A 13,012-nucleotide genomic window follows, 5' to 3' on the forward strand; every position below is an offset into this window, starting at 1 on the left:
GCCATGAGAAGCGGAGTCAAGCAGTGTCTGATCTTGTGGAGTTCACGTTCCGAGCGCAGCCGGGTTTCGATGAAGCACTGGCTCGGGAGATCGTCACCGGTTCGTTCGCGGGCCAGGGCGGCGATGGACCGACCCGTCCAGGTACGCCGTGCGGACGGCGTCGGTGTTCCCGGTCGGGATGGTAGGGCGGCGGCCGCCCTTGCTGCCCTTGGCCTCGGCGGCCCGCAGTCCGTCGTAGGTCAGCTCGCGCTGGAGGTCGCGCTGGAGTTCGCCGGCGGCGGCGAGGGTCTGCACCATGAACTTCACGGTGGACAACAGCTCTCCGGTGCGCGGGTGGTGGGCGGTGAGGTCCATCGCCGAGAACGCGCCGTCGTGGATGCGTAGGGGGAGACGATCGCGATGGAGGACGTCGAGCACGTCGAGGATGCGCTGGGTGCCGCGCACGAGGCGGAACATCTCGGAGATGTGCGCGGTCTCGCCCGGCCGTGCCTACGTCAGCAGCTCGCTGACCTTCGGGCGCTGGAGCGGGTGGAGGCGGCTGGAGGTGCCGGCCTGCTCCTCGAAGACGACCGGGTCCTCGATCCCGGCCTCGGCCAGGACGAGGTTCTGCCGGGCAGTCGACTGCTGGTCGATCGAGATCCGTTTGTAGACCAGGTTCGCCACCGAAGGACCCGTTCCATGCGGAGGGTCGGACCCTGTCTGTCGTCAAACCCTGTCATCAATCACCATCGGATCTGATGGGATCGGCGCCGTCCCGGCGCCCTGGATTGTCCGGGTTCATGGGATGCATGTATCTCCTGTCGGCAAACGCGATTGCCGACAGGATCAGATGCTCCCTCCGATTGATCAACATCGATCTCACCTACGGTCCTCAGACGTGGAGCTCTGGCGGGAAGCCGGTCCAGCGGAGCTCGGTGGGGAGGTGGCCGGTGTCGTTGAAGAGGAGGACCGCCGGGGGGCGGTCGGGTGTGTAGCGGATGACGGTCAGGGCCGCGTTGGCATGGTTAATGCCCAGCCAGCGCCACTTCGGCGCGTCGAGGGCGGCTCGAACGAGCCAGCCGACGAGGAAGTTGTGGGTGACGACAAGCTCGTGGCGCGGTTCGTCGCCGACGACAGGTCCGGTGAAGTCTGCGAGCGCCGCCGCCGCGAGCCCGGGGCCCTGCTCGCGTTCCTCAGTCGTGAACTGGTCCAGGAACTTGAGCCAGGCGTCGGCTGCCTCCGGCGGCAGCTCTTCGCGTGTCGGCAGGTAGGGGAGGTAGTCGCCAGCCGCTTCGGAGCGACGGTGGGGAACGTCGTCGAGCCGTTCAGCGACCAGCCGGGCGGTCTGTTCAGCACGGGCGAGAGGCCCGTGGTGGATTGCCGCCAGCGGAACCCCACGGAGCCGTTCCCCCAGTAAGGCGGCCTGGTGGCGGCCCGCATCCGTCAGTTCACTTTCGTCCGACGATGCCTCGCCATGGCGGGTGAGATAGAGGTAGCGGGCAGCCATACCGGTCATGGACGCGTCCTTCGGTGAAGTCGATCTTACGGACTCATGGAGGGACGCCGACCAGCGCGGGCCGGTTCCACGTACGGCTGGGGTCGGGCTTCAAGCCGGATCAGCGCATCGCAAGGTCCGGAAGACGGGCCCTAATCCTCGCCGTCGTCTTCGTCGAGACCGCCGCCCCTAGGCCGCGTCTTCAAAAGATCTTGAGTGGTGGATCATGGTCGGGTGATACGTCGCCATGAACTGCCCGGTTGTTCAGCCCCTGGTGCGAGCGGTGCTCGACGGAGGGCATGACCTCACGGTGGGCGGCACCGTAGGAGCGGAGCTTGTCCGTGACGACCACCCGCGCCACCGCGCGGGTCTTGTTCATCGGCCTGCGGAAGAAGCGTCGGGCGGCGGCCTTGTCCCGGCGGTTCTGCACGAGGATGTCCAGCACCATTCCGTCCTGGTCGACGGCCCGTCACAGGTACTTCAGCTCCCTGTGGGTCCTGACGAACACCTCGTCCAGGTGCCACTTGTCGCCGGGCCGGGGCCGGCGGCGGCGCAGTCCGTTCGCGTAGGCCTGGCCGAACGTGGCGCACCGGCGGCGCACTGTCTCGTAGGAGACGATGACGCCTCGCTGGAGCATCAGCTCCTCGACCTCGCGGAAGCTGAGCGGGAAGCGGAAGTACAGCCACACGCGGTGGGAGATCACCTCGACCGGGTACCGCTGCCCCTGTACGACGGCGACGTGCTCCCCACGGACGACCGCTCCCAGCGTGATCAACCCGAAGATCATCCCACCCGGTCGGCCAACGTGACAGCGCCGTCTATGGTGTTCTCGACCTTCTGCTGAGCCTCTCGCCGAACCGCCCGGCTGTCATCACACGGGTGGCGCCCGCTCACACGGCAGCGGTTCCTTCGCCTTCACCAGGGCGGCGAGCGGGGAGCGTCGGCCCTTCCCGATGTTGCGGACCTTAGGAACAATTCGACTGTCTCAGAAGGAGTGCCGTCTCAGTTGAGACCACGGCGTTGGAGCGTTACGGGCTGTCCCGCGATTGATTTTTGGGTGTGCTGGCCTGGGGTTTTGGCTGGTGGGTGATTCAGCAGGTCGTCGTGCGGACGTGCACGGCTCCGTCCGCCACGCTTGACAAGGGCCTGTGGTACTCCTCGGACGCCACCGTCATCTACGACATCGAGGGCGGCGGCAAGGGTGCCAGGCGTGGAAGCTGACCGGCTCGCCGATCCTGCACCGACCGCCTGCCGGGGGCCTGAGTACTTCTACTCAGGCCCCCGGTCCGCTTCTGAGAGACGCTAGGCCCATGACCACGCCGCCTCCCCTCAACACCCCGCCGTGGCCGACTCGCCACCCCCGCTACACAGGGGTCACCGATCCTCTGCCGCCGCAGCGGCGCAGGTGGTTGCACACGGCCGCAGACATCGCACTCGCTATCGGCCTCCTCGTGATCGATGTCATCGCCCCCCTCATCGCGTTCGTATTCGGACTCGACGCCGCGGGATACGTGATGTTCGACCCCGCAGCCGACAACTCGTCCGTCTCCCTCACCCGCCCCTTCGCTTACGTAGCCGTGGTCGGCGGCATCGTCCTGGTCTCCGCGTTCCTTTTGTTCATGGCCCGCGCGATCATCAGCAGCGGCGTCCAAGTCCTCGCCGGGCTGGTCCTGGTGCTCGTGGCCGTCATCGGAATTCACGACGCAGACCGCAAAGCGCACCCACAGCCCGCCCCGACCTCTCCCTCCATCAACCCGGGCGCGCTGTGCCGGTCCGGCGGCGACAACAGCGAATGTGGCGGATCCTAACGGGCTGACCTGCGATCGATGATCTTCGTCACGGGTGGGGACATGGCGGAGGCGGCGCGACTCTCTGGGTTGTGACGATCAATCAGGCCCGCGCGGCCATCTCTCATCCTGCCTGCTGCGGCATCTCGGGCCTACACCTCGGTGAATTGGCCGCCGAACTCGGGCCGCGGTGGGAGGCGCGGTGCGAGTCCGGACGGCACGAACGTCACGAGGGTGTCCGCCTGCGGAAGGCCGGGGCTGGCCCGAAGTACGGGCTGGTCTTCGTCGACCGGCTGCTGGTGACGCTGGTCCACCTGCGAACCGGACTCACCTACGAGGCCCCGGTGATCTACGAGGTGGGCTCGTCCACCATCAGCCGGGCGATCTGCGAGGTGCGTCCACTGCTCGCCGCGCGCGTTCGCCGTCCCGGACCGGCCCGGGGTGCGGCTGCGCACGCTCGATGACGTGTTCGCCTACGCCGAAGCTGAGGACATCACGCTGAGGATCGACGGGTTGGAGACTCAGGTCCGCCGCCCGCAAGCGGGCAGACCGGGCCGGCGGGCGTTCGTCTCGGGCAAGCGGAAGCAGAACACCATCAAGACCACCACCGTCAGCGACGAGCAGGGCCGCACCCTGTGGTCGGGAGCCGAACGGCCGGGCCGGATGCACGACCAGAGTGCGACACGAAGGCGCACGCAGCGAGCGGTTGCGCGGAAAGGAGGCCGACTGATGTCGGCGGCGTAATCCCAGGCCAGTGTCCGAGTGCCTGTCCCCACCCCGGCATGCGCCGCTGGTAACGGCGGGGTGTGAAGCCCGGGGGAAGAAGCCCAAGGGACGCCGAACCATCCGGTGGCTACAGGCGAGGGGAAGACCGGACGGGTGAACGCGAGTGAACCCTCGATGATGCTTCGTGATGCATCACCTCGGTTGATGGAGTGCACCACCGGGGTTCAGGAACCGGCCGTTGTGAGGCGGCAGGCGGCGGCTGAGGATTTGGTATCGGCCGTGTGGACACCGCCGTTCCCGGAGTAGAGGGGGCACCCACCCCGGTCGCATCTCGTACGTGCGCAACGTGACAACCCCGACGGGGTCCGGCCACCGCTGGTGGCCGGTAAGCCGACCGCGAGGAAGGCCCAGATCCCCGGCGGGCACAGGACGGTCCAAGAAGCGAATGCCGGCGGCCGAAAGGAAGCGGGAAACCGGGACAGCGTGATCGGCTCCTCCGCCGATCGTCCCGGATAACCGGCCGGACAGGGACAGTTGCCCCGACCCGAAAGGGTGCTGACGTGGACCGGGTGAGCCCGTGAAGAACGATGACCGACGACGACGGAACCGAGGGACAAGTTGGACGCCATGACGACGCAACCGGGCATAGCCACTGCGGCTGCCCCGGCAGGCGCCGCCGTGGTGAACGGACCCCAGGACGACCTCACCGACTGGCAGTCCATCGACTGGCGACAGGTCGAAGAGGACGTACGGCGGCTGCGGCAACGCATCTTCACGGCATCGCAGGCGGGAGACCTCAAGAAGGTCCGCAACCTGCAGAAACTGATGCTCCGCTCCCGCGCCAACACGCTGCTGAGCGTGCGCCGCGTGACGGAGCTCAATGCTGGCCGAAAGACGGCGGGAATCGACGGACGGACGGCACTGCTGCCCCAGTCCCAGGCCGAGTTGGCCGACTGGGTGCAGCACCGCTCCCGGCCGTGGACCCCCAAGCCCGTCAGACGCGTGTTCATCCCCAAGGCCAAGGGCAGGCGCCCTCTCGGGATTCCCGTGATCGCTGACCGCGCACTACAAGCTGTTGCGGTTGGGGCACTTGAGCCCGAGTGGGAAGCACGGTTCGAACCGAGATCCTATGGATTTCGGCCGGGCCGCGGCTGCCACGACGCGATCGAAGCCATCTTCAACACCGCCAGCGGAAAGAACCCGCGCAGACGGTGGGCGCTCGACGCGGACCTGGCGGCGGCGTTCGACCGAATCGACCATTCACATCTCCTCCGGCAGCTCGGCTCGTTCCCCGCCAGGGGACTGGTCGAGCAGTGGCTGAAGGCGGGCGTGGTCGACCAAGGCCGGTTCGCCCCGACCGAAGAGGGCAGTCCTCAAGGCGGGGTGATCAGCCCCGTCCTGCTCAATGTGGCCCTGCACGGGATGGAGGAGGCCGCCGGGGTCCGCTACTTCGCAACCGGCAGAGATGCCGGGAGCGCAGTGCCGGGCAGCCCCGTGCTGGTGAGATACGCAGACGATCTTGTCGCGCTCTGCGAAAGCCGCGACCAGGCCAACCAGGTCAAGGCACGGCTGGCGGCATGGCTGGGGCCCAGGGGGCTGACCTTCAACGAGGACAAGACGCGCATCGTCCGCCTCGAAGACGGGTTCGACTTCCTGGGGTTCAACATCCGCCGGTATCGCAGCGGCAAGCTGCTGATCAAACCGAGCAAGACGGCCGTGCGGCGCATCCGGAAACGGCTCGCCGCCGAGACGAGGGCCCTCCTCGGGGCCAACGCCGAGGCGGTGATCGGCAAGCTCAACCCCATCATCCGGGGCTGGGCCGCTTACTACCGGACGGCAGTGTCCAGCAGGACTTACGCTCAGCTGGATCACTACGCGTTCAAGCTCACCTACAAGTGGGCCAAACGCAGCCACCCGAACAAGTCGAGGCACTGGATAGTTGATCGGCACTTCGGCATGTTCGACCGTTCCAGGCGCGACCGGTGGGTGTTCGGCGACCGCGACAGCGGCGCCTACCTCGCCAAATTCTCCTGGACGAAGATTGTCCGACACCAGATGGTCAAGGGCAGGGCGTCTCCGGACGACCCGGCCCTGACCGACTACTGGACCCAGCGGCGACGCCGCCGGAAGCCCCCGTTGAGCACGACCGGACTGTGGCTTCTCCAAGCCCAGCGCGGCCGTTGCCCGCTCTGCGGGGAACTCCTGCTGCACGCCGACCATGAGCCGCAGAGCCCAGACCAGTGGGAGCAATGGCTCAAGGTCATCCGCAAGGCGGGCCGCCGACAGGCGATCGTCACCAGCGGACCGGGAACGTCGGACACACTCGCCGCACCCAGCCTCGTACACGCGCACTGCCGACGCCGACTCGGCACTCGACCAGCACATTTCTGCCCGTCCGCGAGCCCACTGGGGCTTGCTTGAGCCCGGTGCGTTTAACGGCGCACGCCGGGTTCTGAGGGGGCGGCGGCGCAGCAATGCGCCGCCGCTACCCGACCCGCGATGCGCACCGAGGGCATCACCGAGCAGTTCCGCCAGCACCCAGCCGTGAAAGCCGTAGTCGACGACGGCTACCGGGGTCTCGCGAACGAGTTCCCCGGCCAGGTCTTGGCCCCGCCCCGCAAGCCGAAGGGCCTGGACGACGACACCGCGTCGCTGACCGAACGATACGGCTGGCGCGAGCACAGACGCCGCCAGTCCTCCCGACGCATCTGCGTCGAACACGCCAACGCCGAACACCGCCAGTGGCGCCCGCTCCAGCGGTACACCCAGCGCCGTGAGACCTACGGCGAAACCCACCGCGCCATCGCCGCCCTGGTCTGCGACCGCTCCGCCAAACGCACCACCCGCCGTCGGCCGAGCACTGAGCCGGTGCACGTCCGCACGACCACCTGCTGAACCACCCACCAGCCGAACCCTCAGGCCAGCACACCCCATAATCAATCACGGGACAGCCCGTTGGGTTGTCCCTTGCCTACTTGGCGGATCCGACCACCGGGGCGAACGGGGCGGGAGCGTACGACCCGCGCTCAGAACTCGACGACAACCCGGAAGAGTGCGGGGTCGGCGATGGCGAAGTCAGGGGAGGAGGAGAGGCGCTGTTGGAAGCGGGGGTCGTTGTCTGCCGTGCGCCATGCGTCGGGGCTGTCCCAGTGCGCGATACTGACCAGCTGGAAGCGAGTGTCCGGGTCCACCGCACGGTGCAGCCGGTTGTCCCGGAAGCCGGGCGCCTTGCTCAGCAGCTCTGCGCGGCCGAGCCAGTGAGGCAGGAATTCATCGATCCGCTTGGCGGGCAGCTCGAAGGCATTGACGAAGGTGATTCCCGGCCCTTCGCCCGAACCATTTCCCACTGCGCGGAATTCGGCCGCCACCTCATACCATCCGCCGTACACGGTGGCATAGCTGGCCGCGGTGGCTGCCGACGCGGTGAAGCCGGGATTCGCCAGAGCATCGTCCCGGGCCTCGATGCTGTCCCAGTGCGCCACATTGACCAGGCCGAGCCGGGACTCCGGGAACAGTCTGCGGTGAAGCCGCGCATCCCGGAAACCGGGGGCGGCGTGGATGAGCCCGACGCGCTCCCGCCAGCGTGCGGTGGACTCGTCGATCCGGTCCTCGGGCAGTTCCCACGCGTCGATCAGGGTGATTCCGTTATCAGTCACCGCACCATCGTGAATCCTCAACCATACTTCAGGTCAAGATGATCCGGTCACGCTACCTGGCGAGCGACGCAACTATGTCCACGACCGCCTGCGCATGGTGACGCTCCTTTGCCACCGGCCGACCCATCCCCCGATCCCTGATGGGTGCGGTTCCTCTCAAGGGAAGGGTTGAGCTGGAAGAGCGCTGAGCGGGGCTGGGCGGGACCACGCGGAAGGGCCTTCGAGCGGATTTTGCAGACGTTGAGTGGCTGGATATCTCGTATTAGCGGCGAGGAATTCAGGGCTGCTACAAAACTCTCAGTTGAGACTGAGCTCGCTACTTAGCCATTGAGAATTTCGGTTGGCCGCAGCTGAAACTCAGCTGCGGCCTGCTCCGACCTAAGGGCTGTCCCGTAATCCTCGGCGGCCCTGCGGCTTCCGGTCAGGGCCAGGGCCCCTCGGAACAGCGCCCCGAGCGGGCCGCGACGAAGGACTGGAAATCCTCCCCCGGGTCGATTCCGGCCGACGTCGAATCGGACCGGCCATGCCGACTGGTTCGACTCGCCTCGGAAGGCAGTGAATTCCATTTGGCTGCCAGAGCCGCACTGCTCCTCCCTTCCTGCCCCCTTTAAGCGTGGAGTGGCCGTTTCTGCTGCACCACTTCTTTGAGACCTGCATCACACAAAAGGAGAAGGGCCGGTACGCCTACGGCGCCCCGCCGTACGGCTGGCAGGCCCACAAGAACGAACTGACCGAGGAGGAGACGGAGCAAGCCGGCCGGACCCGCGCCCGCCGGCTCCGGGACGAGGACGAACTGTCCTACCGCGAGATCGCCGCCGTCTTGGACGCCGAGGGCATCCGACCCGGGCACGGGGAGCGCTGGCACATTGACGGCAGCGTCGTCAGCTCTCCACGGGGCTGGACACGCCCGAGGGGCCGGCACCATGTGCTGGCCCCTCAGGTTTCAGTAGCGGGGACAGGATTTGAACCTGCGACCTCTGGGTTATGAGCCCAGCGAGCTACCGAGCTGCTCCACCCCGCGTCGGATTGCTCCACCTTACGCCAACTATTCCGCCCCGGAGACCATGCTTGCCTGCCTGCCGCGAGGTGTCGGCGGTCGCGGCTGCCACTTCCTCCGGCCCCGTCGCCTTGCCGAGAGCGCGCCGAGCGGCGGACGGATTCCCCCGATGGGCTGGCCTTCCCCGCCTTGGCGCTGCCTGGCCCGGCGTCCACGTCTACGGTCGGCAAACGCGTACGGGCGCGGCACACAACGCGGGGGAGTGGGATGAGGAGTTGGGAGAGGGCGCTGTGCGTGCTGGAGGCGCTGCGCGAGCGCGGGCAGGCGGCCGGGCACGGCTGGGCGCTCGACACGGGGATCCTCCCACCACACCAGCAGCAGGTGAACGCCCTGGAGAGTCATGGCCTGGTGGAGCTTGCCGGCCGGGAGGACCACGCGGAGCTGTCAGTTCTGGAGGGTCGACCCGTGCGGTGGGCAGCCCGCCTGACGCCGTACGGCCACGACACCCTCACCTACGGCCAGTCCCGCGCCGAGCCCCCGCCCGGCGAGGCAGCCCCGGACCGGCAGGCGGGTGGAGCTGATCCCGTCGCGGGTGGCGGCCTTACGGGTGTTTGTCGGCCTCACCAGCCAGCTCCGGGTGCCGCGGGCTGATGGGCTGGCGAGCAGGTCAGGGCGGCCTCGTGTGATCACGGGATCAAGCGGTGGCGACTGTATCTGACGCAGGAGCAGATCACGTCGTGGCGTACGGGTTGTGGCTGCACCGGATGACGAGACCGGCGACGGCGGCAAGGACCTGAAGACCGACGGGCTCGGCCTGATCGCGAAGGGCCTGACCGAGGCCCTCAGCGAGCTGAAGGAGCTTGGCATGGTCGGCACGGCCGGGGCCGGGCGCGGCTTCGGCGACCTCGCCCTCTCCGGCCTGGAACTCGGGCACGAGGGGCTGACGGGGGAGTTCAAGTCGTTCTGCGAGCGCTGGGAGTGGGGCGTGCGGTCGCTGATCAACGAGGGCAACGGTCCGCCACGGCGCATCCGTGAGCTCATGTCGCCGCACCATGACACGCACCTGCCCAGCCCAAGCGCTGATCCACCCACCCAGCAAGAGCCATCAGAAACGACCTAGAGGGCCCGACCCTGATGGTGCTGGACACCCAGAGTGTCCACGCGGCCGTCGGGGTCCCTGCCTCCACGACCGGCCACGATCCGGCCAAGCGGGTGCCGGGCCGCAAGCGCGGCCTGGCCGTGGACGTCCTCGGCCTGGTCATCGGGGTCGTGGTCCTTGCCGCGAACATCCACGACAACACCGCGGGTATCGTCCTGCTGGCGCGTCTTCGCTGTCTTCAACGAGGTGACCGGCCCCCTGCGAGCCAAGGACGTCAGCCAGGCCTTCGGCCACGGCCTGCTGCCGAAGATCGTCGAAGGCACCTGGGCCAAGTTGAAGCGCCCGGTCAAACTCGGCATCCTCACCGAAGCCGACACCGGCAACTTCGCCACGAAGCAGTAGCCCGCGCCGCGGCCAGCACCCCTGCTTCAAGCATCACCTTGAAACGGACATAAGCTCGCGAACCGTCCATAAGCGAGCTGTTTAGAGTGTTCCTGCATATTTACGGCAATTGGTGCATATAGAGGTGCGGTCAACCTGCAGGTATTGCCCAGCGCGACGGCAAGTGGCGCTCTGGGTATCGGGAGTCCGGACTTGACTTGTCAGCCCCCTGGTGTCCGAAATGACGGTTCTCGCGGGCGGTTACACCGTATTGAAACGGTGCTAACTATCCCAAAACGTATCTGGCTCGCCGGCGGCAATGTGACGAAGCGACGTGGTGACGACCATCACAAAACACTTGTCATCGCTACCAGCGGGATGAAATATCCGAGCAAGTCGTCGCCGGGCCGGAGCCCACGACGCCGCGCGACGAGCCAAGGGCTCGTCGGCAACTCGCCGCCCCTGCGGCGTGTTCGTGTCACGTAGGTCCGCAGCACGACGTCTTTCGGACGGCACTGTCACCACCAGTCCCCGTAGACCGTCCGCACGGTCGGTCCCCTCTCACCCGACTTGAGTTCCACATCTCGCAAGGAGACCGGTCATCGTTATGCGAATAGGCAGCGCAGGCACCACACGGCGCACCCCGGCCGCATTCGCGGCAGCAGGGCTGGTTCTCGCCGCGACAGCTCTTTCCCCGGCGGCCTCCGCAGCCACCGCGATGCCGACTGTGCGGTTCGACCCCACGGCCCAGCAGCAGTCAGGCGACTCGAACTGGGCCGGCTACGTGACCCAGGGCAGCTTCACCAAAATCACCGGCTCGTGGACGGAGCCGCATGTCGTCTGCCATTCCAACAACGACATGTTCGCCCCCTGGGTCGGGCTGGACGGCTGGGGCTCACGCACGGTGGAGCAAGCTGGGGTGCAGACCGACTGCTCCAGCGGCTCCCCGGTGAGAACCGCTTGGTACGAGATGTATCCGGCCCCACCGGTGTACTGGCAGGATCCGGTCTCCGAGGGAGACAGCATGACCGCGTCGGTCACCTCCGATGGCGCGGGTGGCTACTCGCTGGCCCTGACCAACAACACCAAGGGCTGGACCGAGCACGTCAAAAAGACGCTTCAAGCAAAAAATGTCAGCGCGGAGGCGGTGATCGAGTCGCCCAACCAGGCCTATCCGGAACTCGACAGCGTGCGTTTCACCCAAGTCACCGTGGACGGAGGGTCAATGGATGCCATGGCGCCGCAGGCGCTGCCCAGTGGCGGTTATACGCCGGGGCCGCTGCTCAACGGCTCGTTCACCATACAGTCGGGCAGCCCGTACCCGCAGTCGGGTAACCCGTACCCGCAGTCGGGCAGCCCGTACCCGCAGTCGGGTAACCCGTACCCGCAGTCGGGCAGCCCGTACCCGCAGTCGGGCAGCCCGTACCCGCAGTCGGGCAACCTGTACGCACCTCGGTACTGACCTTGCCCAGCCCGCTCTCACCTGAGGATGTTCATCTACCGAACGCGGTCGGCGCCATGGACTCCGACGCGTACACGGGGGGTGTGCGCGTACGGCAGGTTACTTGGGCACACTGCCGAAGGGCTTCCGGCACCGGCTGGTGCGACGGCACGGAGCGGTCGCACCGGCCGAGGCCTCCTGACCGAGTTCACTCACCCCGCCACACCAGCAGACCACCGGTAGCGGATCGGCGGATTCCGCCCCACACCCACACCATCAGGCAACGACAGACCAACTCATTTCCGGGCGAACCGCCCTCTTGGGGCTCGCCGGCAATCTCTCGTGGACGGGCAGTGGCGCGGTAGCCGTTGCACTACGTCGGCGGTGGATCGTCCAGACCAGGCCGCCCCTGGTGGGCCCTGCACGGCGAGGCTCATCAGCCTCAGCAGCGGATCAACGTCTACGTTGCGGTCGAGCCGTATGGTCACCCAACCTGAGCCCTGCATGGTCCGCACCGCGCTCGAGCTTTTGAGGTGGTCCTCGAAACGCCGATCGAGCGCGCGGGCGGCTCCGGTGGCACCAGCATCGCGGCGACCTACTCAGTCCACCTTGGCCATCCGCTGATCTGTCTCCTTCAGGGCCGCTCCCACTCCGCCCGTGTGAGTTCGTACTCGACCTCGCCGTGCTCGGAACCAGGAAGCGACTCCGGCCAGTCCCCGGTGTAGTTCCGGAGGAAGGCCAGTCCGGACTTCTCCAAAGGCGGCGTGTGCGACGAAGTACAGGGTGACGGGGCGGGTGGTCGCGGTGCGGCGGCCTGCGTGGAATGACGGCCCGGTGGCCAGGCCGAACAGTCCGGTTGACCACTACGTGCACTGGGCCACCCGACACACCCCATCCACGTCCTGAGTCCTGACCCCGGTGACCCTATCCGGCCCTGTCGCAGTCCCTCCTTGAACGGAGCCGTCAACCGTACGTCGGCAGGCCCGGACGCATGCCGCTACTGGCGGCGGTCGTTCCACCACCGGCGTGGTCATCGGTCTGGGGCTTCGCCGACTCAACGGGTACGCCCGTCGACGCGTTCGTGCCGCCGAGTACGGCCATACGGATCGCCGTCCAATCGTCGGCACGCCACCAGTTGAACAGCTCCACCGTGCTGATGACCGTCACCGGCAGCGAATCCAGTGCGGCGACGAACTCGGGCCGCGAGTACACCGCCATCGTGCTCTCCGACGGGTGCAGCTTGTGCTGGTGGTTGACGATCAGGACGCCGTCGGAGACCGGCTCGTCGGGCCGCAGTCGCGGCCAGGTCTCCAGATGCTTGTGAAGTTGCCCGACGAGGTGCTCCTGTGCGGGACCAGAAGCGCCCTTGACTTCGACCAGGCGCGCGGACACGGCCTGGGCGCTGACCAGCAGGTCGGCGATTTCGTGCCGCCGAACTCCGTGTCCAGATC

Annotated in this window: 14 protein-coding genes, 1 tRNA gene and 5 pseudogenes; 11 read left to right on the plus strand and 9 right to left on the minus strand. The window is 67.3% G+C overall.

Annotation, left to right across the window (positions count from 1 at the left end):
• Positions 1-93: 93 nt before the first annotated feature.
• The 4 genes and pseudogenes from OG819_RS53575 to OG819_RS53590 form a co-directional block, all read right to left on the minus strand.
• On the minus strand, positions 94-456 hold the full coding sequence (locus tag OG819_RS53575; RefSeq protein ID WP_266657164.1) for a hypothetical protein: 363 nt from the start codon (positions 454-456) through the stop codon (positions 94-96).
• A gap of 33 nt (positions 457-489) precedes the next feature.
• Positions 490-663, minus strand: coding sequence for a hypothetical protein (locus OG819_RS53580; RefSeq protein ID WP_266657166.1), 174 nt, complete (start codon positions 661-663; stop codon positions 490-492).
• A gap of 208 nt (positions 664-871) precedes the next feature.
• Entirely contained in the window at positions 872-1,495 is a 624-nt protein-coding gene (locus tag OG819_RS53585) for a histidine phosphatase family protein (RefSeq protein ID WP_266657168.1), read from the minus strand.
• Between the two features lie 232 nt (positions 1,496-1,727).
• Positions 1,728-2,261 (minus strand): annotated as a pseudogene (locus OG819_RS53590) (IS6 family transposase); the annotation flags it as partial.
• A gap of 299 nt (positions 2,262-2,560) precedes the next feature.
• Between OG819_RS53590 and OG819_RS53595 the strand changes: the two are divergent.
• The 6 genes from OG819_RS53595 (at position 2,561) to OG819_RS53620 (ending at position 6,882) form a co-directional block, all read left to right on the plus strand.
• Positions 2,561-2,695, plus strand: coding sequence for a hypothetical protein (locus OG819_RS53595; RefSeq protein WP_266635861.1), 135 nt, complete (start codon positions 2,561-2,563; stop codon positions 2,693-2,695).
• Between the two features lie 89 nt (positions 2,696-2,784).
• On the plus strand, positions 2,785-3,282 hold the full coding sequence (locus OG819_RS53600) for a DUF6234 family protein (protein WP_266635859.1): 498 nt from the start codon (positions 2,785-2,787) through the stop codon (positions 3,280-3,282).
• A 71-nt stretch (positions 3,283-3,353) separates the two neighbouring features.
• A complete protein-coding gene (locus OG819_RS53605; protein ID WP_266635857.1) occupies positions 3,354-3,725 on the plus strand; it encodes a transposase family protein in 372 nt (123 codons plus the stop codon).
• A 1-nt stretch (position 3,726) separates the two neighbouring features.
• Entirely contained in the window at positions 3,727-4,005 is a 279-nt protein-coding gene (locus tag OG819_RS53610; protein ID WP_266657170.1) for a transposase family protein, read from the plus strand.
• Positions 4,006-4,614: 609 nt separating this feature from the next.
• Complete coding sequence (ltrA, locus tag OG819_RS53615) at positions 4,615-6,408, plus strand: group II intron reverse transcriptase/maturase (RefSeq protein ID WP_266657172.1); 1,794 nt, start codon at positions 4,615-4,617, stop codon at positions 6,406-6,408.
• A 78-nt stretch (positions 6,409-6,486) separates the two neighbouring features.
• Positions 6,487-6,882 carry a transposase gene (locus OG819_RS53620; RefSeq protein ID WP_266657186.1) on the plus strand — a complete coding sequence of 132 codons (396 nt, stop codon included), beginning with the start codon at positions 6,487-6,489 and terminating at the stop codon, positions 6,880-6,882.
• A 131-nt stretch (positions 6,883-7,013) separates the two neighbouring features.
• Here the strand turns inward: OG819_RS53620 and OG819_RS53625 are convergent, their stop codons facing one another.
• Positions 7,014-7,643, minus strand: a complete 630-nt coding sequence (locus OG819_RS53625) for an antibiotic biosynthesis monooxygenase (RefSeq protein WP_266657188.1) — start codon at positions 7,641-7,643, stop codon at positions 7,014-7,016.
• 947 nt (positions 7,644-8,590) lie between these two features.
• Positions 8,591-8,664, minus strand: a tRNA-Met gene (locus tag OG819_RS53630).
• A 243-nt stretch (positions 8,665-8,907) separates the two neighbouring features.
• Here OG819_RS53630 and OG819_RS53635 point away from each other — a divergent pair.
• The 5 genes and pseudogenes from OG819_RS53635 to OG819_RS53655 all read left to right on the plus strand — a co-directional run bounded on the left by OG819_RS53635 (position 8,908) and on the right by OG819_RS53655 (position 11,582).
• Positions 8,908-9,291 carry a hypothetical protein gene (locus OG819_RS53635; RefSeq protein ID WP_323138297.1) on the plus strand — a complete coding sequence of 128 codons (384 nt, stop codon included), beginning with the start codon at positions 8,908-8,910 and terminating at the stop codon, positions 9,289-9,291.
• A gap of 142 nt (positions 9,292-9,433) precedes the next feature.
• Positions 9,434-9,655: pseudogene (locus tag OG819_RS53640) on the plus strand (hypothetical protein); the annotation flags it as partial.
• Positions 9,656-9,756: 101 nt separating this feature from the next.
• Positions 9,757-9,969, plus strand: a pseudogene (locus tag OG819_RS58975) (transposase); the annotation flags it as partial.
• Between the two features lie 16 nt (positions 9,970-9,985).
• Positions 9,986-10,141: a hypothetical protein gene (locus OG819_RS53650; protein WP_266635849.1), complete on the plus strand. Its 156-nt coding sequence runs from the start codon at positions 9,986-9,988 to the stop codon at positions 10,139-10,141.
• A gap of 706 nt (positions 10,142-10,847) precedes the next feature.
• The gene (locus OG819_RS53655; RefSeq protein WP_266657190.1) at positions 10,848-11,582 is read left to right on the plus strand and encodes a G1 family glutamic endopeptidase; all 735 of its coding nucleotides are present in this window, start codon (positions 10,848-10,850) and stop codon (positions 11,580-11,582) included.
• A 275-nt stretch (positions 11,583-11,857) separates the two neighbouring features.
• Here the strand turns inward: OG819_RS53655 and OG819_RS58980 are convergent.
• The 3 genes and pseudogenes from OG819_RS58980 to OG819_RS53665 form a co-directional block, all read right to left on the minus strand.
• Positions 11,858-12,109, minus strand: a pseudogene (locus tag OG819_RS58980) (hypothetical protein); the annotation flags it as partial.
• Between the two features lie 86 nt (positions 12,110-12,195).
• Positions 12,196-12,318 (minus strand): annotated as a pseudogene (locus tag OG819_RS53660) (GNAT family N-acetyltransferase); the annotation flags it as partial.
• Between the two features lie 206 nt (positions 12,319-12,524).
• Positions 12,525-12,953, minus strand: coding sequence for a hypothetical protein (locus OG819_RS53665; protein WP_266635845.1), 429 nt, complete (start codon positions 12,951-12,953; stop codon positions 12,525-12,527).
• Positions 12,954-13,012 lie beyond the last annotated feature (59 nt).

It is taken from the genome of Streptomyces sp. NBC_01549, from assembly GCF_026339955.1.
GTDB lineage: Bacteria > Actinomycetota > Actinomycetes > Streptomycetales > Streptomycetaceae > Streptomyces.

Excerpts from the sequence above, each read along its gene's own strand:
- OG819_RS53620 (WP_266657186.1), top strand. The coding sequence starts at position 6,487 with ATGCGCACCGAGGGCATCACCGAGCAGTTCCGCCAGCACCCAGCCGTG.
- OG819_RS53600 (WP_266635859.1), top strand. The coding sequence starts at position 2,785 with ATGACCACGCCGCCTCCCCTCAACACCCCGCCGTGGCCGACTCGCCAC.
- OG819_RS53575 (WP_266657164.1), bottom strand. The coding sequence starts at position 456 with ATGTTCCGCCTCGTGCGCGGCACCCAGCGCATCCTCGACGTGCTCGAC.
- OG819_RS53635 (WP_323138297.1), top strand. The coding sequence starts at position 8,908 with ATGAGGAGTTGGGAGAGGGCGCTGTGCGTGCTGGAGGCGCTGCGCGAG.
- ltrA (WP_266657172.1), top strand. The coding sequence starts at position 4,615 with ATGACGACGCAACCGGGCATAGCCACTGCGGCTGCCCCGGCAGGCGCC.
- OG819_RS53585 (WP_266657168.1), bottom strand. The coding sequence starts at position 1,495 with ATGACCGGTATGGCTGCCCGCTACCTCTATCTCACCCGCCATGGCGAG.